The organism is Streptomyces sp. PTY087I2, from assembly GCF_001687325.1.
Taxonomy (GTDB): Bacteria; Actinomycetota; Actinomycetes; order Streptomycetales; family Streptomycetaceae; genus Streptomyces.
Genome location: NZ_LZRD01000039.1, coordinates 31,292 through 50,272, shown reverse-complemented (window position 1 = coordinate 50,272; position 18,981 = coordinate 31,292). Strand labels below are relative to the sequence as shown.

Here is an 18,981-nt window from a genome sequence, read left to right as displayed (position 1 = left end):
GCTCCGGGGACCTGGGGGGCTGCCGCGGGGGCGGCGGCGGGGACACCGGGGCGGCGGCGGGCGGCGCGGTCCGGCCGCCGCCCCGGCGCGCCTCGATCATCGCGGTGGCCCGGGACGGCAGCCAGGCCGACGCCGTACCGCTGTCGTCGCCGCCGGAGGCGAAGAGGTGCGGGGCGAGCTGGGCCTGGAGGTCGGCGGGGCTGGGCCGCTGCGTGGCGTCCATCTGCATGCAGGACTCGATCAGCGGCCGCAGGTCGTCCGGCAGCCCCTCCAGGTCGGGGCCCTCGCGCAGCAGCATGAACACCGTCTCGACCGGGTTGGCCCCGTGGAAGGGGGCGTGCCCGGTGGCGGCGAAGACGAGGGTGGAGCCGAGCGAGAAGATGTCGCTGGCCCCGGTGACGCTGCGGGAGTCCCGGGCCTGCTCGGGCGACATGTACGCGGGCGTGCCGACGGCGACGTTCGTCATGGTCAGGCGGGTGTTGGAGACGCCGGACGCGATACCGAAGTCGATCACCCGGGGGCCGTCCTCGACGACGAGGACGTTGGACGGCTTCAGGTCGCGGTGGACGAGGCCCGCGCCGTGGATGGACTGGAGGGCCTCGGCGATCCCGGCGGCCAGCCAGCGCACGGCCTGCGTCGGCATGGGGCCGCACTCGTTCACTATCTCTTCGAGCGAGGGCGCGGGCACATAGGCGGTGGCGAGCCAGGGCACGGCGGCGCGCGGGTCGGCGTCGACCACGGCGGCGGTGTAGAACCCGCTGACGGCACGGGCGGCCTCGACCTCGCGCGTGAAGCGGACCCGGAAGAGCTGGTCCTCGGCGAGCTCGGTCCGCACCGTCTTGATCGCCACCCGCCGGCCGGACGCCGAGCGGGCGAGATAGACCAGCCCCATGCCGCCGGCCCCGAGCCGTCCCAGCACCTCGAACGGGCCGATCCGTCTCGGGTCGTGCTGCGTCAGCTGCTCCACCACGTGCCTGCCACCTCCCCGTACGGACCTCGGCGACGAAGTCCGCGAATTACCGCCCGGTCGAATCCCGCCCTGCGCGCACCCCGATTCTTCCTGGCTCGGGCCCCGGTTGCGAACCCGGGGGCGGATCGGGGTGTCCCATGTCACTTCATCCCGTATCCGTCCACACCGGTTGTCCGGTTACGGGAGCAGTTCGCCGGGCTGGAGTACGGCGAAGGCGGCGCCCTGGTCGTCGTGGAGCACGGCCATCCTGCCGGAGGGGATGTCGAAGGGCGGCTGGGCGACCCGGCCGCCGAGCTGTACGGCGAGTTCGGCGGCGGCGTCGCAGTCGGCGACGGCGAAGTAGATGAGGAAGTAGCTCGGCATCTCGGCCGGGAACGCGTCCGTGATGACGCTGCGGCCGCCGACGGCGGTGTCCGGGCCCGGTTCGACGCCCTCGGGGGACCACATACGGAAGTCGACCAGCGCCTCGGTGTCGCCGGAGACGTCGTGGCCCGCCTCGTCCAGGTCGGTGCCGTGGAAGCCGAAGACCTTCTCGTAGAAGGGGTCGACCCGGTCCGGCTGCCGGGTGTAGACCTCGGTCCAGCAGAAGGAGCCGGGGTCGTTCTGCTTCTCGAAGCCCTCGCGCTCCTCCGGCTGCCAGAGTCCGAAGACCGCGCCCCCGGGGTCGGCCGCCTCCGCCACGATCCCGGCGCGCCCCGCCCGTACGGGGTCGGTGATGATCTGGCCGCCGTGCTCGCGGACCGAGGCGACGGTGGCCCGGATGTCGTCGGTGGAGAAGTAGACGCCCCAGGCGGTGGGCATCCGGCCGTCCTTCTTGGCGGCGAGCGCGGCGACCAGGCGGCCGTCGCTGAGCGCGTCCGCGAAGGGCATGCCGTCGCCCGCCCGGAAGGCCCAGCCGAAGAGCCCCCCGTAGAAGCGCTTGCCCGCTTCGAGATCGGAGAGCTGCACGTCCGCCCAGCACGGCGCGGAATGCGCGAATGCGGCCATGGGACCGGGTCCTTCCGTAGCAGTGACGCGGTGACGTCAGCCGTGACGCCGCGACGTCGTGACGCCCGTCACAGTCAACGTAACGTCGCCCCTGGCCCCGCGCGCCCCGACGCACGGCGAATGCGCATCGGATGCGGAGGGGATGCACCTATGCAGAACGTTTGCCCGGTTGATGAAGGGGCCGCCCAGCATGTGGACCAAAGTTGTCCACCGAAGTTATCCACAGGCTGTTGATAAGATTTACCGTACGTAACATCCCCAGCTCCGCCGCCGCCCGCGCGCCGCTCCGCACCCCTCGCGCACCGCGGCCGAAAACCGCCGCTCCCCGCCCCCGCGCACCCCGCCGATCCTGCGCCGTTCCCCATTTGCAGTCGGCCGAATCGCGCCCCCGTCACCCCTCGGTAAGCTGACGGCATGACAGGACAAGTACGCACCGTCGACGGCCGCGTGGCCGGTCGACGCGGTCAGGCGACGCGGCAGAAGCTGCTCGACTGCCTCAGCGAGATGCTCAGCTCCTCGCCGTACCGGGACGTCAAAGTCATCGACGTCGCCCGGAAGGCCGGGACTTCACCCGCGACTTTCTACCAGTACTTCCCCGACGTGGAGGGCGCCGTCCTCGAAATCGCCGAGGAAGTCGCCAAGGAGGGTGCCGGACTGACCGAACTGGTCGCCGGACGCTCCTGGGTCGGCAAGGCCGGCTGGACCACCTCCGAGCAACTCGTCGAAGGATTCCTCGACTTCTGGCGGCACAACGACGCGATCCTGCGCGTGATCGACCTCGGCGCGGCCGAGGGGGACAAACGGTTCTACAAGATCCGGATGAAGATCCTCAACTCGGTCACCAACTCCCTCACGGATTCGGTGAAGGAGCTCCAGAGCAAGGGCAAGGTCGACAAGGACGTCAGCCCCGCGGCGATGGCGGGCTCCCTGGTGGCGATGCTGGCCGCGGTCGCCTCGCACCAGAAGGGGTTCACCACCTGGGGCGTGAAGCAGGCCGAACTGCGGCCGAATCTGGCGCTGTTGGTCCACCTCGGCATCACCGGCAAGAAGCCGACGAAGTAGGCCCGCCCCCGCCCCGTCCTGTCTCACCGACGGCGGACCACCCCACGCACCCCCGCGGGTGGTCCGCCGTCGGCGTCCCCGGACGTTCCCGGCGGCCACCGGCTCCGGCCATCGCCCCGGCGCCCACCGACTCCGGCCATCGCTCCGGCTACCGCCGCTCCAGCCGGAACAACCGGATCTGCCGCTCCACCCGCCGCTGGTACGCCGCGTACGGCGGCCAGAACGCGAGCGCGGCCTCCCACACCCGGGCCCGCTCCTCGCCCTCCAGCAGGGTCGCGCGTACGGGGATGTCCCGGCCGCGCCAGTTGACGACGGCCTCGCCCGGGCGGGCCAGCAGGTTCGCGGTCCAGGCGGGGTGACCCGGGCGCCCGAAGTTGCTGCCGACCAGGATCCAGGCGCCCTCCACGTCCCCCTCGGGCATACAGGCCAGCGGGGTGGTCCTCGGCCGGCCCGTGCGCGCCCCCGGCACCGTGAGGACGAGCCCCGGCAGCATCCGGGCGCTGAGCAGCACCTTGCCCCGGGTGAGCCGGTGCACGGCCCGGTCCAGCACGGGCACCACATGCGGGGCGATCAGCGCGAAGGCCCGGGTCGAGGAGACCCGCTGGACCAGGCGCATACCCCGGGCGCCGGTCACCGGACGCCCGCCCCGTGCGCAGCGGCGAGCGGCATCCGTCCGGGCCCGAAGAGTCCGGCCCGTTCCGCCGCGTGGTCGCGCAGCCGGTGGACCGGGCCGAAGAGCAGTTCGTCGCCCGCCGCCCGTTTGAGATAGCGGTGCGCCTCGTGCTCCCAGGTGAAGCCGATGCCGCCGTGCAGCTGGACGGCCTCGCCGGTGGTGATCCTGGCCGCCTCCAGGGCCTGGGCGAGCGCGAGCGGCCCGGACTCGGGGTCGCGGGCGGCGTGGTACGCGGCGGAGCGGGCCGCCTCGACCCGTACGTACAGGTCGGCGAGGCGGTGCTTGACGGCCTGGAACGAGCCGACGGCCCTGCCGAACTGTTCGCGCGCCTTCACGTACTCGACGGTGCGCTCCAGGGCGCTCGCCGCCGTCCCGACCGCTTCGGCGGCGAGGATCGCGGCGGCCGTGCGCCCGGCGGCGGCGAGGGCGGCGGCCGCGTCGGCGGTGTCGTCCGCGCCGAGCGGCTCGGCGGGGGTGTCGCGCAGTTCGAGGCGGGCCAGGGGGCGGGTCTCGTCGAGGGCGGTGAGCCGGGTACGGGTCAGCCCGGGCGCATCGCCGGCAACCAGGAACAACTGCGTACGGCTGCGCGGGTATCCCCCGGCGTGGGCGGCGACCAGGAGCAGCCCGACGCTGTGCCCGTCCAGGACCCGGTCGGCCTCGCCGTACAGCCGCCGCTCGCCGCCCTCCCCGTGGGCCTGGATGCCGCCGGCGCGGCCGCCGCCCGCCCAGGCCCCGTCGCGGTTGTCGCCGGTGAGGCCGAGGGCGGTGGCGAGCGAGCCGCCGGGGACGGCGAGGGCGGCGGTCAGGGTGCCGTCGGCGATCCGCGGCAGAAGGGCGGCGCGCTGGTCCGGGGTGCCGAGAGCGGCGATCAGGGGGGCGGCGAGGGCGGCGGTGGCGAGGAGCGGTGAGGGCAGCAGCGCACGCCCGGTCTCCTCGCAGGCGAGGGCCAGCTCGGTGGCCGTGCAGCCGGCCCCGCCGTACTCCTCCGCGAGCGCGAGCCCCGGCAGCCCCAGATCCCCGGCGAGCCGGCGCCACAGGGCCGGGTCGTAGCCCTCGGCGGTGCCCACGGCGGCGGGGATCGCGCCGGGTCCGCCGTGCCGGGCGAGCAGGTCGCGCAGGGTGCGGCGGATCTCGTGCTGTTCCGCGGTGAGGGCGGCGTCCATCTGCGGGCTCCTTCCACCCGGGGACGGCCGACGCCCCCTGATCTGACGATCCATCACATTAGGTGCGGGGAACGGGAATTCCCAGAGTCGCGCACGCACACGGACCGAGGAAGCCATCACACACATGGTTGCGACACCCACCATCTGATGTACCGTCAGATTCATGCCCGCTCCCGGTCCTCGCAAGGTGGCCGTCGTCGGCGTGGCGCTCGCGGACTGCGGGCGCGTCGACGACGCCACGCCATACGCCCTGCACGCCCAGGCCGCCCGCCGCGCCCTCGCCGACTCCGGCCTCGACCGCTCGCTCGTCGACGGCTTCGCATCGGCGGGGCTCGGGACCCTGGCCCCGGTGGAGGTCGCCGAGTACCTGGGGCTGCGGCCCACCTGGGTCGACTCGACGGCGGTGGGCGGCGCCACCTGGGAGGTGATGGCCGCCCACGCGGCGGACGCGATCGCGGCGGGCCGGGCGCGGGCGGTGCTGCTGGTCTACGGGTCGACGGCCCGGGCCGACATCAAGGCGGGCCGCCGCACGTCGAACCTGTCGTTCGGGGCGCGGGGGCCGGCGCAGTTCGAGGTGCCGTACGGGCACAGCCTGATCGCCAAGTACGCGATGGCCGCCCGCCGCCACATGCACGCGTACGGCACGACGCTGGAGCAGCTCGCCGAGGTGGCGGTGACGGCACGGGCGAACGCGGCGGCGAACCCGGAGGCGATGTTCCGGGACCCGATCACGGTGGACGAGGTGCTGGCGGGCCCCATGATCGCGGACCCGTTCACCAAGCTGCACTGCTGCATCCGCAGCGACGGGGGCTGCGCGGTGCTGCTGGCCGCCGAGGAGTACGTACCGGACACGGCGAAGGCCCCGGTGTGGATCCTCGGCACCGGGGAGCACACCTCGCACGCCACGATGTCCGAGTGGGAGGACTTCACGGTCTCCCCCGCCGCCGTCTCCGGCCGCCTGGCCTTCGAACGGGCCGGGGTGCGGCCGGCCGACATCGACCTGGCCGAGATCTACGACGCGTTCACGTACATGACGCTGGTGACGCTGGAGGACCTGGGCTTCTGCGCGAAGGGCGAGGGCGGCGCGTTCGTCGAGAAGGGCCGCACCGGGCTGCGCGGCGAGCTCCCGGTGAACACGGATGGCGGCGGCCTGTCCGCCTGCCACCCCGGGATGCGCGGGCTGTTCCTGCTGGTGGAGGCGGTACGGCAACTGCGCGGCGAGGCGGGACAGCGACAGGTGGTGAGGGCCGGGGGCGGACTGCCGGAGCTGGCGGTGGCGTCGGGGACGGGCGGCTGGTTCTGCTCGTCGGGGACGGTGGTGCTGGGGCGGGGGTGAGGGGCCCGGTCCTCATCACAGCCCGACGACGGTGACCATGCTCTCCAGACCCTTGAAGTCGTCGGCGTTGCGGGTGAAGAGCGGCAGGCCCCGGACCGACGCGATGGACGCAATCATCAAGTCCGTGCGGCGCGGCCGGGGATCACGCCCGGCCGCGATGACGAGCGCGACGAGGGTCCCGTATCGCGCGGCGGCATCACCGTCGAAGGGCAGCGGCTCGAAGTCCGCCACGGCCGCGCCCAGCTTCTCCGTCCGGGCGGCCCGCACCAGCGGGTCCTTCGCCATGGCCGCCCCTTGCTGGAGTTCGGCCAGCGATACGGCGGTGAGGACGGGCAGGACGGGCAGCTGCTCCGGATCCAACAGGTCGAGGTCGATGTAGGTACAGGTGTCGAGCACCCCCGTGCGGTACCGCTCAGCCACTGTTGCGCTCCCACACGTCGTCGCCGACCCGGTCCTCCGTGCCGAAGAACTCGTCCGCCTCGCGGCGCAGCAGGTCGCCGTCGACCCGGGGCAGCCGCCGGTGCCGGGCCACGAGCTCCTCGGCGCTGAGCTGCCTCTTGCGACTGATCGGCCGCAGTTCGGCGACCTCTATGCCGTTCCGGGTGATGTGGAAGGTCTCCCCGCCCTCCACCGCGTCCATGACCTCGGCGGAGTTGTTCCGGAACTCCCGCTGCGTAATGGTCTTCATGGCTCCACGGTAGCGCGCCGTGTCTCATGGAGCTACACGGCTGAGCCACACAGGACGACGCCCCCGTACGGTCCAATGGCCCCATGGCCGACGACGACACCTCCCAGCGCTCCTTCCGCGACCTCCTGCACGCCCAGCGCGTCTGGGACACCGAGCTGCCCGCCTTCGATCCGGAGGCGGCCCCGCCCGCGCCCCTCGCCCTGTTCCACGCCTGGTTCGCCGAGGCCGTGGCGGCGGGGCAGCCCGAGCCGCATGCGATGGCGCTGGCCACGGCCGACGCCGAGGGTTTCCCGGACGTCCGCACGCTGCTCCTGCACGACGCCGACGAGCGCGGCTGGCACTTCGCCTCCCACGCCACCAGCGCCAAGGGCCACCAGCTCGCCGCCCGCCCGCACGCCGCGCTCGGCTTCTACTGGCCCGCGCAGGGCCGGCAGGTACGGGTCCGGGGCCCCGTCGTCCGCTGCACCCCGGCCGAGAGCCACGCCGACCTGCACGCCCGGTCCACCGGGGCGCTGGCCGCCGCGCTGACCGGGGCACAGAGCGAGGTCGTCGGCTCGGTGGCCGAGCTGCACCGGACGGCGGACGCGGCCTGGGACCGGGCGGTGGCGGAGCCGGACGCGGAGGCCCCGACCTGGACCCGGTACGTCGTCGAGCCGGCCGAGGTCGAGTTCTTCCAGGGCGATGCCCGGCGCCGCCACATCCGGCTGCGCTACCGCCGTACCGAGGGCGCGGGGACGGGCGGCGAGTGGACGCGGGAGCTGCTCTGGCCGTGACCCGTGCAGACAGCATGTTTACCCGGTTCTCACCGTAAAGGGGCACTATGGGAGACAGCTGAGCTGTTGGGAGGCGCCGATGCCGAGAGCCCGCTCCCGTTACGCCCCCGACCGGGGCCTGACCGGCCGCATGGTCACCACCATGTTCCTGATCGGTCTGCTCTACGTCGTCTTCGTGGGCGTGCTCCTCGCGGCCCTGCGGGGCTCCTGGCCGATCATCCTGATCATCACGGGCGGCATGTTCATCGCCCAGTTCTGGTTCAGCGACCGGATCGCCGCGTACGGCATGGGCGCCCGCGAGGTCACCCCCGAACAGGCCCCCGAGCTGCACGGCGCCATCGACCGCATCTGCGCGCTGGCGGACATGCAGAAGCCGAAGGTGGCGATCGCCGAGAGCGACGTACCGAACGCGTTCGCGACCGGCCGCAGCGAGAAGACGGCCCTGGTCTGCGCGACGACGGGCCTGCTGCGCCGGCTGGAGCCGGAGGAGCTGGAAGGGGTCCTCGCCCACGAGATGTCGCACGTCGCGCACCGGGACGTGGCCGTCATGACCATCGCCTCGTTCCTCGGCGTCCTGGCGGGCGTCATGACCCGGATCGCCCTGTGGGGCGGTTTCGCGCGCAGCCGCCCGGGAAACGACCCGGCGGGCATCCTGCTTCTGCTGATCCCGTTGATCAGCGCCGTCGTGTACGCGATCAGCTTCCTGCTGACCCGGCTGCTCTCCCGCTACCGCGAGCTGTCCGCCGACCGGGCCGCCGCCCTGCTCACCGGCCGCCCCTCCGCGCTCGCCTCGGCCCTCACCAAGGTCAGCGGGCAGATGGCCCGTATCCCGACGGAGGACCTGCGGAAGGCGGAGCCGTACAACGCGTTCTACTTCATGCCCGCGTTCTCCGCGAAGGAGTCCCTGGGCCGGCTGTTCTCCTCGCACCCCACGCTGGAACAGCGTCTGGACCAGCTGTCCCGCATCTCCACCGACCTGTCCCGCTGAGTCTTCAAGGAGTTACACCCGTGGGCCTGCTCGACGCGATCCTCGGCCGCAGCAAACCGGTCCGCCCCGACCTCGACCAGCTCTTCGCCATCCCCTCCGCCGCCCTCACCCTCCAGGCCGCCACCGGCTTCACCCCGACCGGCCGGGGGTCGGTCTGCTTCGCAGGAGTGGAGGGCGGCGGCTTCGCCCGGCTCCAGGAGGACGTACGCGAACTGCTGGACGCGGACACGGAACGCGGCGGCATCCCGGTGGAGTTCAGCCGGGACGCGTACGGCTACACCTGGCTGCTGGCCACCCACCCGGCGGACGACACGGCGGGCCTGGTCAACGACCTGCACGCGGTCAACACGATGCTCCAGGACGGCGGCTTCGGCCCGCACCTGCTGTGCTCGCTGATCGGCTTCCGGAACGCGGAAGGCCGGTCGCTGGCGCTGGTCTACCTCTACAAACGCGGCACGTTCTACCCGTTCGCCCCGCTCCCCGGCGACGCCGAGAAGCGGGACAACCAACGGGAACTCCAGGTCCGGGGCGCCCTCGGCGACGACCTCCGCGTGGAGAAAGACCTGTCGCGGTGGTTCCCGGTGTGGGGGGCGCCGGGGCTGTGATCAGCCGTTGGCGACCGCGTGGTTCAGGAACGTGGTCCAGGCGGCCGGGGCGACGGCGAAGGTGGGGCCGTCGGTGACCTTGGAGTCGCGGACGTGGACGGTGTGCGGGCAGGTGGCGACCTCGACGCAGGCGCCACCCTCGTTGCCGCTGTAGCTGGACTTGTGCCAGTCGTAGGCGACTTCGATGCAGGCCGCGCCCTCGTTGCTGCTGTAGCTGGACTTGAACCAGGTCAGTCCGGGTCCGTGGCTCACAGTTGCCTCACCTTCGTCTCGATGGTCTCCGCCGACTTCCAGGGGTTGAGCGCCTGGGCCCGCAGAATGCCGAAGAGATCGAGCTGATCGCTCACCTGTTCCGGCTTCGAGATCAACCTATCGTCGCCCTGAGCCTCCACGTACACCAGATTGCGGCCTTCCGCCGTGGACATCAACTGCATGGGGCCCAGTAACCCCGCGTGCGTGTGCTGATTCGTCGGCATCACCTGCACCGTCAGGTGGTTGAACCGCTCGATGCAGTCCAGCACGTGCAGCAACTGCTCCTTCAGCACCTCCGGGCCGCCCAACGTCCGGTCCAAGGCCGACTCCTCGATGACGTACCCGATACGCGGCGGCGGCTTGCGGGTCAGCACCGCCTGCCGCTCCAGCCGTGCTTCGACGAGCCGGACGATCTCTTCCTCCGAGTACGCCGGTACGCGCGACCGGAACAGGGCTGTCGCGTACGCCTCCGTCTGGAGCAGGCCCGGGATCAGCATCGTCTCGTACGCGCTGATGACCCGCGCGAGCCGTTCCAGTCGCGCCCAGTCCAGGAACTTCGGCGGGTACTTCTCCTCGTCCACCAGATCGCAGCACGCCTCCAGCGCCCCGTCCGCCGCGAACGCCCGTTCGGCGTCCATCAGCAGGTCCCGTGAAGGGATGCGCTCCGCCCGCTCGACCGCTCCCATCAGGGATTCCGAGATCAGCAGCAGATCCGCCGCCGCCTTCTGGGTGTGTCCCGCCCGTACCCGGTGGATACGGATCAGCTCCCCCACGAGCCGCCGTCCGTGCGTCAGCTCACCACTCGTCCCCACAGCCATCACCACCCTCCCCACATCACGTCGATGTGGACCGTGTCCTGCTGGTCACGCTACGCAGTCGAGGGAATGCTCGTAGCCATGACGAGCAAGAAGCACCCCGATTGGGTACCCGACGCCGGTCACCAACTGCACCTCACCGGCATCTACTTCGACGCCATCCGGCTCCGGGGCATCCGGGGCGAGGCCGTGCTCCAGCATCTGGCGACCCTGACCGAGGGCGAGCCGGGACCGGTGGTGCGGGAGATGTCGGGGGCGCGGTGGACGTACTTCCTGATCCCCCCGGGGGCCAGCGAGGGGTACGACTGGCCGCCCGGCGCGAAGTGCTTCGGGCCGGCCACGCGCGACGAGTGGGTGGGTATCCCGGCGGCGGACGGCAACACGTACCCGCTGAGCTGGCGGTGCGGGGCGCCGGAGGAGGACGAGTTCGTGGATCCGGGGCTGCTGCACGGGCTGGTGATGGCCCAGTTGGCCCCGGAGGCGGCCGAGGAGTGACCCCGGGGCCCCTCAGCCTGCGGGCCGGAACACCGCCACGGCCTCCCCGCCTCCGTCCTCCCCCGCCTCCCGGAAGGTGACGGTCAGGCCCATCCCGATGCGCAGCGCCTCGTGCCCGCAGTCCACGATCTCCGTCATCATCCGGGGCCCCTCGGCGAGGTCGACGACCGCCGCGACGTACGGGACGCGGGAGCCGAAGGGGGGCAGGTCGTTGCGGTGGACCACGGACCAGGTGTACAGCGTCGCCTCGCCGCTCGCGTGCTCCCAGGCGACGTTCTCGCTCCAGCAGTACGGGCAGAACTCGCGCGGGTAGTGATGTGCCCGGCCGCACCCGGCGCAGCGGCGGATCAGCAGCCGGCCCTCCGCCGCCGCGTCCCAGTACGGGCGGGTGAAGGCGTCCGGCTCGGGGAGGTCGAAGCGCGGGGCCGCCGACCCCCTGCCCCTGCTCATAGGAACAGCCCCAGCGCCGCGTCCAGCGACCACGTCTGCCACGCCATCGCGAACAGCGCCACGAGCGAGATCAGCGCCATCATCGCGTTCTGCCCCTGCTCGGCCCAGTCATGGATCATCAGGGCCAGGTAGAGGAGGTTGAGGAGGAGGCCCGCGACGAGGGCGATCGGGGTGAGGAAGCCGGTCACCAGGCCCAGGCCCAGGGCCAGTTCGGCGTAGACGACTACGTACGCGATCAGCTTCGGGCGGGGTTCGACCACCCGCCGGAAACCCGTGCGGACCATCTCCCAGCGGTGCTTGCCCGCGATGTCCGCCGCCCAGGCGATCCCCGTACCGCGTTCGAACCAGCCCTTACGGTCCTTGTGGCGCCAGCTCTCCAGCCACCACAGGCCGAGGCCTATGCGCAGGACGGCCAGCCATTCCGCGCCGCCGAGCCAGATCGTCTGCATCGGCCCTCCACTCACAGTTTTCTGACGGTACGTCAGTTCACCGGACGGGGGCCGACCGCGCAAGGGGTCCGCACAGCCCGCACAGCCCGCGCACGGCTTCAGCGCCGTCGGCCACGTCCCAGCAGCCATGCCAGATAGACACCGCCGAGCGCGCCCGTGACCACGCCCACCGGCAGTGGTCCCGCCGTCGGCAGCGAGATCGCCACCAGGTCGGAGGCCGAGAGCAGCAGCGCGCCCATCGCTGCGGCGGGCAGCAGCCCCGTTCCCGTACCCCGGCTGAGGCGGCGGGCCAGTTGGGGTGCGCACAGGGCGACGAACACGATCGGTCCGGCCGCCGAGACCGCCACCGCGCTCAGCCCGACCGCGATCAGGAGGACGAGCACCCGGGTTCGGCCCGCGTCCACGCCCAGGCCGCCCGCCGCCTCGTCGCCCATCTCCAGCAGGTCCAGGCGGCGTACGACCGGGAGCGCGGCCAGCAGCAGGGCCCCCAGGGCAAGCAGAGCGGGCAGGACCTGGTGGCGTTCCGCGCTGCCGAGGCTGCCGATCAGCCAGAGCTGGGCGGACTGGGCGTGGTCGAGGGCGGCCCGGGTGAGCAGGTACGCGTTGACCGAGGCGAGCAGGGAGCCGACCGCGATTCCGGCGAGGATCAGCCGGTTGCCCCGGAACGAGCCACGCCGGGCGAGGAGTTGGACGATCACCGCCGTGGCCAGTCCGCCGCCCGCCGCTCCGGCCGCCACGTACGCCGGGTTCCCGTGCAGCAGGACCAGCAACGCACCCGTCGCCGCACCGGAGTTGAAGCCCACGATGTCCGGGCTGCCGAGCGGGTTACGGGAGAGCTGCTGGAACAGCGCCCCGGCCGCGCCGAGCGCCGCGCCGACGGTGAGCCCGAGGGCGACGCGGGGCAGCCGCAGCTCCAGGACGACGAACGCGGCCTGCTCCGAGCCCGCGCCAAACAGCGCGCCCAGCACCTCGGCGGGCGGTACGAGTCCGCCCCGGGTGAGCGCGAGCGCGCCGCTGCCCGCCGCGAGGAGGGTGAGGAGAAACGTGACCGCGAGGGGGCGGGGGCGGATGCGGAGGGAGAGGTGGCCGGGGGCCAGGCGGAGGGTGCGGTGGGCGGAGCCCTGGGCCCGGCCTCGACCCTCGCCCGGACCCCGGCCCTTGCCCCAACCCCTGCCCCGGGCCCGTACGGACACAAGGTCCGCCGCCGCCCCCTCCGTACGGGTACGGCTCACGGCGCTCATGCCGTCGCCACCGCCTTCCCGGAAGCACTCCGGCGACCCCGCCGCGCGCGGCCGATCAGCCAGATCAGGACGGGCGCGCCCACGAACGCCGTCACGATGCCCACCTGGACCTCGGCGGGGCGCGCGATCACCCGGCCCGCGATGTCCGCGACGAGCAGCAGGCCCGCCCCGATGAGGACCGCGTACGGCATCAGGCGGCGGTGGTCGGGACCGGCCAGCAGACGGGCCACGTGCGGGGCCACCAGGCCGATGAAGCCGACCGGGCCGATCGCGGCCGTCGCCGCCCCGCTGAGCAGCACCGTCGCGAGCGTGCCGAGCAGGCGTACGCGCCCAGGGGCGACGCCCAGCGCCCGCCCCGCCTCGTCGCCGAGGGCGAACGCGTTGAGGGCGGGGGCGACGGCGAGAGCGAGAACCGCACCCACCAGCAGGAACGGCAACACCTCCCACAGCACCGGGAGTTCGCGGCCCGCCAGCGTACCGACGGACCACATCCGCAGCGTCCCGTACGCATCCGCGTCCAGCACCCCGAGCCCGCTGACGACCGCCCCGAGCACAGCCGTGACGGCCACCCCGGCGAGCACGAGCCCTTCGGGGGTGCCGCGGCCCGCGCCCCGGCCGCCGAGCAGATACACGACCACCACCGCGAGCGCCGCCCCGAGCAGCGCCCACCAGACGACGGCGTGGGGCGAGCGCGTACCGAGCAGGACGGTCGCGGCGACGACCGCGCACGCGGCCCCGGTATTGACGCCGAGGAGGCCGGGATCGGCCAGGGGGTTACGGGTCAGCCCCTGCATCACCGCACCGGCGAGGCCGAGCGCGGCTCCGGCCGTGACGGCGAGGAGGGTGCGCGGCACCCGGACCTCCCGGACGATCGAGGCGTGCGGGGCGTCGGGGTCGAGCAGCGCGGCGAACACCTCGGCCGGGGGCAGGGATTGAGCGCCCACGGCGAGGCCACCGGCCACGGCGAGGGCCAGGAGGACCAGCCCCGCCGTGAGCCCGGCGGCGTACCGCGCACGTGCGGTGGGTTTGTTGCCGACCACTGTCAGCCGAAGGCCTTCTCGATCTTGTCGATCAGGTTGCCCGCGCTGTAGTAGTCCAGCCGGAAGGTGTCGAGGCCGAGGTCGTACACCCGCTTGTCCTTGACCGCGGGCAGGTCCTTCCAGACCGGGCGCGCGGTGGCGGCGGTGATCTCCTCGGGGGTATGGCTGACGAAGAGCAGCGAGCTGTCCTTCGCGGTGTCGCCGACCTTCTCCTGGCTGAACTCCGCGAAGTCCGAACGGCCGCCCTGCGTCTGACCCTTGCCGGCGGGCGGTTCGAGGACGGTGAAGCCGAGGGAGGTGAGGAGGCGGCCCTGGGCGGACTCGGGCGTGAAGACGGTCATCGCGGACTGGTTGTCACGGACGAGCGCGGCGGACTGCTTCGGCACGGTGATGGCGGCCTTGACCTCGCCGACCCGCTTGTCGTGGGCGGCGACGACCTCGCCCGCGCGCTTCTCCAGGCCGAGGTCCTTGCCGAGGCGGCCGGTCAGGTCCTGCCAGGAGACGTCGTCGTGGCGGTAGAGGAGGGTCGGGGCGACGGCGGAGAGCTTGTCGTAGAACTTCTCGGCGTTCTCCGCGCCGGAGGACGCGCCCACGATGAGGTCGGGCTTCAGCGCGAGGACTTTCTCCACGTCGGGCTCGAAGCCCTGGTAGGCGACCTTGACGCTGTTCTTCGCGGCGGCGTCGGACCACTGGGTGAAGAAGCCCTGCTTGTCGGTGATGACGGAGGGCGGGGTGGCCTGGGAGGCGATGACCGGGGCGTCGAGGGCCAGCAGATGGCCGGTCATGGTGACGCTGACGGAGACGATCCGCTTCGGCTGGGCGGGGACCTTCTCGGTGGTCCCGGCGTCGTGCTTCACGGTGCGGGTGGCGGCTGCCGCCTTGCCCGCGCCGCTGCCGTCGCCCTTGGCGCCCGCGTCGCCGCCGTCACCGCCGCCGCAGGCGGAGAGCGCGAGGAGCCCGGCGGCGACCACCGCCACCCCCCGGAAACGGGCCCGAAGCTGTCTGCCGTTCATGTACGTTCCACCCCTTCACCCCCGGCCGGGCGCACGGCACGGTGCCGCGCGGCTGCCCCCGGAGGTCACCCCGCATCAGTCAAGGCAAGGTTAGCCTTACCTTATCGACGAAAAGGGGTGCTCGGGTGCGCACGGTCACCGCATCGCACCGCTCGTGATCAATTCGCAATCGATTTCCCTCTTGACCGAGACCCATCAACAGAGCGGGCGATTACGCTCCGAACCATGCCCAACAGCACGTCCTCCGCAGCCAGTCACGACGCCGTCGCCCTCACCGACCGTACGGAGGACCGGCCCGTCTACGTCATCGGCGGCGGCCCGGGTGGCCTCGCCGCCGCGGCCGCGCTGCGCGCCCGGGGCGTACGGGCGGTGGTCCTGGAGAGGTCGGACCGGGTCGGGGCGTCCTGGCGCGGCCACTACGACCGGCTGCATCTGCACACCACCCGCCGCTGGTCGGCGCTGCCGGGGCTGAAGATGCCGCGGAAGTTCGGGCGTTGGGTGGGCCGGGACGACGTGGTGCGGTACCTGGAGAAGTACACCGAGCACCATAAGCTGGAGGTGGTGACGGGCGTCGAGGTGACCCGGGTCGACCCGGCCCCCGACGGCTCCGGCGACTGGCAGCTCACCGCGACGGGCGGGCGGGTCCTGCGGGGCCGCGCGGTCGTCGTCGCCACCGGCTTCAACCACACCCCGCGCATACCGGACTGGCCGGGCCGCGACACGTTCACGGGCGAGCTGCTGCACGCGGCGGCGTACCGGAACCCGGCCCCGTACGCCGACAAGGACGTCCTGGTCGTCGGCATCGGCAACACGGGCGCGGAGATCGCGGCGGACCTGGCCGAGGGCGGCGCGTCCACCGTGCGCATCGCGGTCCGGACGGCCCCGCACATCGTCCGCCGCTCCACCGCCGGCTGGCCGGCCCAGGCCACGGGCATCCTGGTCCGCCGCCTGCCGGTACGGCTCGTCGACCGCGCGGGAGCCCTGATGGCGAAGGTCGCCGTGCCCGACCTGACCGACCAGGGTCTGCCGCGCCCCGCCACCGGGCTCTACTCCCGGGTCCGCGAGGGGGCGATCCCGGTCCAGGACGTGGGCCTGATCGACGCGGTGAGGACCGGCCGGGTGACCCCCGTGGCGACGGTCGCCTCCTTCGACAAGGACACGGTGGTCCTGGCCGACGGCACCCGGATCGCCCCGGACGCCGTCATCGCCGCCACCGGCTACCACCGCGCGCTGGAGCCGCTGCTCGGCCACCTGGACGTCCTGGACGGGCGGGGCCGCCCGGTGACCCACGGAGCCCGGTCCCCGAAGGGAGCCCCCGGTCTCTACTTCACCGGCTTCACCAACCCGATCAGCGGGATGCTGCGGGAAATGGCCCTGGACGCGGAGAAGATCGCCAAGAGGGTGGCACGGGCGTCCCGTTGAGGGTGCGCGGGGGTGAACCGGGCTGTCAGTGCCGGCGGTTAGAGTCCGGACCCATGAGCGACATCCATGAGCTGACCGTGACGGTCGATCTGCGCGAGGGGCTGTCGGACCAGCAACTGACCGAGTTGCGCTGGCACTTGGGGCTCGGCCCGCAGCCCGGAGACCTCGCCGTCGTGACCGACTTCCCGTGCGTGGTGGTCGACGACGACGGGGTCCCGCGGATCGAGAACGAGCCCCGCCCGCTGCTGGCCGGCAGCGGACCGGCGTGGCGGACGACGGGCGCGCTCTGCTCGGCGCTGGCCGCCCGCGAGGGCCTCCCGGGCGGCGGCTGGGCGCTGACCTCCCGGACGGAGATCCACCCGGACGAGGCGGAGGAGGTCGGGGCGCTGCTCCGCTGGCTCGCCGAGCACGCGCACGACACCCTGCGGCGGGAGGACGGCACGGTCCGGCTGGGGCACTACCGTGCGCACGAGGACCTGACCCCGACGCCCCTCGAAGTCGTCGACGGCCGGGTCAACCTGACAGAAGCCCTTCTCCCGAGGAGCCGATGATGACCGTTCGCCGTGTCGTACCCAACCTCCGGACGAAGGCGGTCGAGGAGAACCGCGACTTCTACGGCCTGCTCGGCTTCGAGGAGGTCATGAACCTCGGCTGGATCACCACGGTCGCCTCGCCGACCGGCCCGCAGGAGCAGGTCAGCTTCATGACCCACGACCTGACCGGCCCGGTCGTCCCCGACCTGAGCGTCGAGGTGGACGACGTGGACGCGGTGTACGCCACCGTACGGGCCCGGGGCGCGGAGATCGTCCACCCGCTCCAGGACGAGGAGTGGGGCGTACGGAGGTTCTTCGTCCGGGACCCCGACGGCCGGGTGGTCAATGTGCTGAGCCACCGCTGAACCACCGCTGGGACGCGGGCCGGCCCCCTCGGCCCAGCCCGTTCGCTGCCCGGTCCTGACGCTCAGGGCCGGGCAGTCCCTCACGCTCCCGGGAGTACACCTTGCGCCGACGCATTCTCACCGCCGCCGTCCCCCTGACTGTTGTCCTTCTGGTCGGTGGCTGCAACGGTTCCGCCGACACCGGTACCCCTGAGGGCGCCGGTTCGAAGACCTCGCCCACGGCGGGCGAACCCGCCGCGTCCCCGGCCTCGCCCTCCTCGCCGGGCAGCACGTCCGCACCCGCGTTGGAGTACCCGGAGAAGGCGCAGGCACTGGTGCCCGAGACCTCCGGGGCCGGAGACAGGAACCTTCCCGCGTTCACGCCGGCCGAGGAGACCTACACCGTCTACGCGGACTGTACGGGGAAGGGCTCGGTCAGCCTCGTGGACCGGGACAACCCGGACGGCGAACCCCATCCGATCTCCTGCGACGACGTGCCGACCGTGGGGGTCATCCACACAGAGGCCGTGCCGCAGCACCTCATGGTCAAGGTCACCGGCGGGGCGGCGCAGTGGGCGATCGCCATCGTCTCGGGCGACCAGCGGCCCGTCTGACGGCCGTCGGCTGCCTAGGCTGGGCGTCATGGACGTGTTCGACGAGCTGTTGCGGGGTGTGCGGGGCCGGGGTGCGGTGTTCGGGCGGTCGGTGTTGTGCGCGCCCTGGTCGTTGCGGTTCACGGACGGGGCGTATCTGACCCTGTGCCTGCCGCTGCGGGGCGCGGGGTGGATCGTGCCGGAGGGCGGTGAGCCGCTGCGGGTGGAGGTCGGTGAGGCCGCGGTCGTGCGGGGTCCGGCCCCGTTCGTCTTCACCGACGACCCTGCGGACGGTACGGGGCCGGGGCGGGCCGGCGGCGGTGTCCGGGAGGTGCGCTGGGACCAGGTCCGGGACAGCGGTGCCGCCTCGGGCGGTGTCCCCGAATTCGACTGCGCCACCGTGCTGTTGGCCGCCGCCTACGACGTACAGGAGCAGCTTCCCCAGCGGCTGCTGCGGGCGCTTCCCCCGGCCCTCGTGGTGCCCGACGGGGAGGACTGCGCCCCGCTGCGCGACTACCTGGAGGCGCAGCTCGGCCGGGGGCGGCCGGGCGACCAGATCGTGCTCGACCGGCTGCTGGACTGGATGCTGGTCTGCACCCTGCGGGACTGGTTCGACCGGCCCGAGGCGGACCCGCCGGGGTGGTACGGGGCGCTCGGCGACGAGGTCGCGGGCCCGGCCCTGCGGGCGATGCACGACGACCCGGCCCACCCCTGGACCACGGCGGAGCTGGCGAGCCGGGCGGGGGTGTCGCGGACAACCCTGGCGAAGCGGTTCACCGAACTCGTCGGGGACGGGCCTGTGGCGTATCTGACCGAGTGGCGCATGACCCTCGCCGCCGACCTGCTGACCCGCCCCGAGCTGACCGTGGCGGCCGTGGCCCGCCGGGTCGGCTACGCGGACGCGTTCGGGTTCAGCGCGGCGTTCAAGCGGGTGCGCGGCGAGAGCCCGAGCGCCTTCCGGCGGGAGGCCCTGGCGTCCGGGCCGGTGGAGGCGGAGGCACCGGCGGGGTGAGTCGGGGGGGCGAGCGCGGGGGCGGCCGAGCAGGGCTTGGGGGCCCGCCCCGGGCCGGGTTTCCTCCCGAGGAAGCC

At 72.9% G+C, this 18,981-nt stretch carries 24 protein-coding genes; 11 read left to right on the top strand and 13 right to left on the bottom strand.

Going from position 1 to position 18,981, the window contains the following annotated elements; translation table 11 throughout:
• Positions 1-970: serine/threonine-protein kinase (locus A3Q37_RS31420; RefSeq protein WP_176711545.1), on the bottom strand; the 970-nt coding region annotated here is incomplete at its 3' end.
• Positions 971-1,147: 177 nt separating this feature from the next.
• Entirely contained in the window at positions 1,148-1,957 is an 810-nt protein-coding gene (locus tag A3Q37_RS31415; protein WP_065489857.1) for a VOC family protein, read from the bottom strand.
• Positions 1,958-2,371: 414 nt separating this feature from the next.
• Between A3Q37_RS31415 and A3Q37_RS31410 the strand changes: the two genes are divergently transcribed.
• Positions 2,372-3,019 carry a TetR family transcriptional regulator gene (locus A3Q37_RS31410; RefSeq protein WP_006126763.1) on the top strand — a complete coding sequence of 216 codons (648 nt, stop codon included), beginning with the start codon at positions 2,372-2,374 and terminating at the stop codon, positions 3,017-3,019.
• A 148-nt stretch (positions 3,020-3,167) separates the two neighbouring features.
• Here A3Q37_RS31410 and A3Q37_RS31405 read toward each other — a convergent pair whose 3' ends face one another.
• Both A3Q37_RS31405 and A3Q37_RS31400 read right to left on the bottom strand, forming a co-directional pair.
• Positions 3,168-3,653 carry a nitroreductase/quinone reductase family protein gene (locus A3Q37_RS31405; RefSeq protein ID WP_107471625.1) on the bottom strand — a complete coding sequence of 162 codons (486 nt, stop codon included), beginning with the start codon at positions 3,651-3,653 and terminating at the stop codon, positions 3,168-3,170.
• Positions 3,650-4,855 (bottom strand): acyl-CoA dehydrogenase family protein, encoded by a 1,206-nt coding sequence (locus A3Q37_RS31400; RefSeq protein WP_065489856.1) that lies wholly within the window; start codon positions 4,853-4,855, stop codon positions 3,650-3,652. Before A3Q37_RS31400 ends, A3Q37_RS31405 begins: the two co-directional genes overlap by 4 nt.
• A 163-nt stretch (positions 4,856-5,018) precedes the next feature.
• Here A3Q37_RS31400 and A3Q37_RS31395 point away from each other — a divergent pair, with 163 nt between their 5' ends.
• Positions 5,019-6,191, top strand: coding sequence for a thiolase C-terminal domain-containing protein (locus tag A3Q37_RS31395; RefSeq protein ID WP_065489855.1), 1,173 nt, complete (start codon positions 5,019-5,021; stop codon positions 6,189-6,191).
• Between the two features lie 15 nt (positions 6,192-6,206).
• Here the strand turns inward: A3Q37_RS31395 and A3Q37_RS31390 are convergent, their stop codons facing one another.
• Positions 6,207-6,611, bottom strand: a complete 405-nt coding sequence (locus A3Q37_RS31390) for a type II toxin-antitoxin system VapC family toxin (protein WP_065489853.1) — start codon at positions 6,609-6,611, stop codon at positions 6,207-6,209.
• Complete coding sequence (locus tag A3Q37_RS31385) at positions 6,604-6,879, bottom strand: type II toxin-antitoxin system Phd/YefM family antitoxin (RefSeq protein ID WP_065489851.1); 276 nt, start codon at positions 6,877-6,879, stop codon at positions 6,604-6,606. Before A3Q37_RS31385 ends, A3Q37_RS31390 begins: the two co-directional genes overlap by 8 nt.
• Before the next feature lie 83 nt (positions 6,880-6,962).
• On the opposite strand from A3Q37_RS31385, the gene A3Q37_RS31380 reads away from it, so the two are divergent.
• From A3Q37_RS31380 to A3Q37_RS31370, 3 genes are all read left to right on the top strand, one after another.
• Positions 6,963-7,652, top strand: a complete 690-nt coding sequence (locus A3Q37_RS31380; RefSeq protein WP_065489849.1) for a pyridoxal 5'-phosphate synthase — start codon at positions 6,963-6,965, stop codon at positions 7,650-7,652.
• Between the two features lie 79 nt (positions 7,653-7,731).
• Positions 7,732-8,640 carry a zinc metalloprotease HtpX gene (htpX, locus tag A3Q37_RS31375; RefSeq protein ID WP_065489847.1) on the top strand — a complete coding sequence of 303 codons (909 nt, stop codon included), beginning with the start codon at positions 7,732-7,734 and terminating at the stop codon, positions 8,638-8,640.
• 20 nt (positions 8,641-8,660) lie between these two features.
• A complete protein-coding gene (locus A3Q37_RS31370) occupies positions 8,661-9,245 on the top strand; it encodes a PspA-associated protein PspAB (protein ID WP_065489843.1) in 585 nt (194 codons plus the stop codon).
• On the opposite strand, the gene A3Q37_RS31365 is transcribed toward A3Q37_RS31370, so the two are convergent.
• Both A3Q37_RS31365 and A3Q37_RS31360 read right to left on the bottom strand, forming a co-directional pair.
• A complete protein-coding gene (locus A3Q37_RS31365; RefSeq protein WP_065489841.1) occupies positions 9,246-9,497 on the bottom strand; it encodes a DUF397 domain-containing protein in 252 nt (83 codons plus the stop codon).
• Positions 9,494-10,315, bottom strand: a complete 822-nt coding sequence (locus tag A3Q37_RS31360; RefSeq protein WP_176711544.1) for a helix-turn-helix transcriptional regulator — start codon at positions 10,313-10,315, stop codon at positions 9,494-9,496. Before A3Q37_RS31360 ends, A3Q37_RS31365 begins: the two co-directional genes overlap by 4 nt.
• Positions 10,316-10,393: 78 nt before the next feature.
• On the opposite strand from A3Q37_RS31360, the gene A3Q37_RS31355 reads away from it, so the two are divergent.
• Positions 10,394-10,807, top strand: a complete 414-nt coding sequence (locus A3Q37_RS31355) for a hypothetical protein (RefSeq protein ID WP_065489837.1) — start codon at positions 10,394-10,396, stop codon at positions 10,805-10,807.
• Between the two features lie 12 nt (positions 10,808-10,819).
• On the opposite strand, the gene A3Q37_RS31350 is transcribed toward A3Q37_RS31355, so the two are convergent.
• From A3Q37_RS31350 to fepB, 5 genes are all read right to left on the bottom strand, one after another.
• Positions 10,820-11,257 carry a Zn-ribbon domain-containing OB-fold protein gene (locus A3Q37_RS31350; protein WP_065489835.1) on the bottom strand — a complete coding sequence of 146 codons (438 nt, stop codon included), beginning with the start codon at positions 11,255-11,257 and terminating at the stop codon, positions 10,820-10,822.
• Positions 11,254-11,706 (bottom strand): DoxX family protein, encoded by a 453-nt coding sequence (locus A3Q37_RS31345; RefSeq protein WP_065489832.1) that lies wholly within the window; start codon positions 11,704-11,706, stop codon positions 11,254-11,256. Before A3Q37_RS31345 ends, A3Q37_RS31350 begins: the two co-directional genes overlap by 4 nt.
• Before the next feature lie 98 nt (positions 11,707-11,804).
• Complete coding sequence (locus tag A3Q37_RS31340; RefSeq protein ID WP_255311997.1) at positions 11,805-12,947, bottom strand: iron chelate uptake ABC transporter family permease subunit; 1,143 nt, start codon at positions 12,945-12,947, stop codon at positions 11,805-11,807.
• A complete protein-coding gene (locus tag A3Q37_RS31335) occupies positions 12,944-13,987 on the bottom strand; it encodes an iron ABC transporter permease (protein WP_065489830.1) in 1,044 nt (347 codons plus the stop codon). Before A3Q37_RS31335 ends, A3Q37_RS31340 begins: the two co-directional genes overlap by 4 nt.
• 2 nt (positions 13,988-13,989) lie before the next feature.
• Entirely contained in the window at positions 13,990-15,000 is a 1,011-nt protein-coding gene (gene fepB / locus A3Q37_RS31330; RefSeq protein ID WP_065489826.1) for a Fe2+-enterobactin ABC transporter substrate-binding protein, read from the bottom strand.
• A 225-nt stretch (positions 15,001-15,225) separates the two neighbouring features.
• Between fepB and A3Q37_RS31325 the strand changes: the two genes are divergently transcribed.
• The 5 genes from A3Q37_RS31325 (at position 15,226) to A3Q37_RS31305 (ending at position 18,904) form a co-directional block, all read left to right on the top strand.
• The gene (locus A3Q37_RS31325) at positions 15,226-16,422 is read left to right on the top strand and encodes an NAD(P)/FAD-dependent oxidoreductase (protein WP_065489822.1); all 1,197 of its coding nucleotides are present in this window, start codon (positions 15,226-15,228) and stop codon (positions 16,420-16,422) included.
• Positions 16,423-16,475: 53 nt separating this feature from the next.
• Positions 16,476-16,973, top strand: a complete 498-nt coding sequence (locus tag A3Q37_RS31320; RefSeq protein ID WP_065489820.1) for a hypothetical protein — start codon at positions 16,476-16,478, stop codon at positions 16,971-16,973.
• The gene (locus A3Q37_RS31315; RefSeq protein ID WP_065489817.1) at positions 16,973-17,320 is read left to right on the top strand and encodes a VOC family protein; all 348 of its coding nucleotides are present in this window, start codon (positions 16,973-16,975) and stop codon (positions 17,318-17,320) included. The genes A3Q37_RS31320 and A3Q37_RS31315 overlap by 1 nt, the downstream gene beginning before the upstream one ends.
• Before the next feature lie 101 nt (positions 17,321-17,421).
• The gene (locus A3Q37_RS31310; RefSeq protein WP_065489813.1) at positions 17,422-17,913 is read left to right on the top strand and encodes a hypothetical protein; all 492 of its coding nucleotides are present in this window, start codon (positions 17,422-17,424) and stop codon (positions 17,911-17,913) included.
• A 28-nt stretch (positions 17,914-17,941) separates the two neighbouring features.
• Positions 17,942-18,904 (top strand): AraC family transcriptional regulator, encoded by a 963-nt coding sequence (locus A3Q37_RS31305; RefSeq protein ID WP_065489811.1) that lies wholly within the window; start codon positions 17,942-17,944, stop codon positions 18,902-18,904.
• The last annotated feature ends 77 nt before the right edge of the window (positions 18,905-18,981 follow it).

Bases quoted from the DNA above. Each gene is read 5' to 3' on its own strand.
- A3Q37_RS31320 (WP_065489820.1), top strand. From the start codon at position 16,476: ATGAGCGACATCCATGAGCTGACCGTGACGGTCGATCTGCGCGAGGGG.
- A3Q37_RS31380 (WP_065489849.1), top strand. From the start codon at position 6,963: ATGGCCGACGACGACACCTCCCAGCGCTCCTTCCGCGACCTCCTGCAC.
- htpX (WP_065489847.1), top strand. From the start codon at position 7,732: ATGCCGAGAGCCCGCTCCCGTTACGCCCCCGACCGGGGCCTGACCGGC.
- A3Q37_RS31385 (WP_065489851.1), bottom strand. From the start codon at position 6,879: ATGAAGACCATTACGCAGCGGGAGTTCCGGAACAACTCCGCCGAGGTC.
- A3Q37_RS31360 (WP_176711544.1), bottom strand. From the start codon at position 10,315: ATGGCTGTGGGGACGAGTGGTGAGCTGACGCACGGACGGCGGCTCGTG.
- A3Q37_RS31400 (WP_065489856.1), bottom strand. From the start codon at position 4,855: ATGGACGCCGCCCTCACCGCGGAACAGCACGAGATCCGCCGCACCCTG.
- A3Q37_RS31315 (WP_065489817.1), top strand. From the start codon at position 16,973: ATGACCGTTCGCCGTGTCGTACCCAACCTCCGGACGAAGGCGGTCGAG.
- A3Q37_RS31415 (WP_065489857.1), bottom strand. From the start codon at position 1,957: ATGGCCGCATTCGCGCATTCCGCGCCGTGCTGGGCGGACGTGCAGCTC.
- A3Q37_RS31395 (WP_065489855.1), top strand. From the start codon at position 5,019: ATGCCCGCTCCCGGTCCTCGCAAGGTGGCCGTCGTCGGCGTGGCGCTC.
- fepB (WP_065489826.1), bottom strand. From the start codon at position 15,000: ATGAACGGCAGACAGCTTCGGGCCCGTTTCCGGGGGGTGGCGGTGGTC.
- A3Q37_RS31325 (WP_065489822.1), top strand. From the start codon at position 15,226: ATGCCCAACAGCACGTCCTCCGCAGCCAGTCACGACGCCGTCGCCCTC.
- A3Q37_RS31350 (WP_065489835.1), bottom strand. From the start codon at position 11,257: ATGAGCAGGGGCAGGGGGTCGGCGGCCCCGCGCTTCGACCTCCCCGAG.
- A3Q37_RS31345 (WP_065489832.1), bottom strand. From the start codon at position 11,706: ATGCAGACGATCTGGCTCGGCGGCGCGGAATGGCTGGCCGTCCTGCGC.
- A3Q37_RS31410 (WP_006126763.1), top strand. From the start codon at position 2,372: ATGACAGGACAAGTACGCACCGTCGACGGCCGCGTGGCCGGTCGACGC.
- A3Q37_RS31305 (WP_065489811.1), top strand. From the start codon at position 17,942: ATGGACGTGTTCGACGAGCTGTTGCGGGGTGTGCGGGGCCGGGGTGCG.
- A3Q37_RS31340 (WP_255311997.1), bottom strand. From the start codon at position 12,947: ATGAGCGCCGTGAGCCGTACCCGTACGGAGGGGGCGGCGGCGGACCTT.
- A3Q37_RS31355 (WP_065489837.1), top strand. From the start codon at position 10,394: ATGACGAGCAAGAAGCACCCCGATTGGGTACCCGACGCCGGTCACCAA.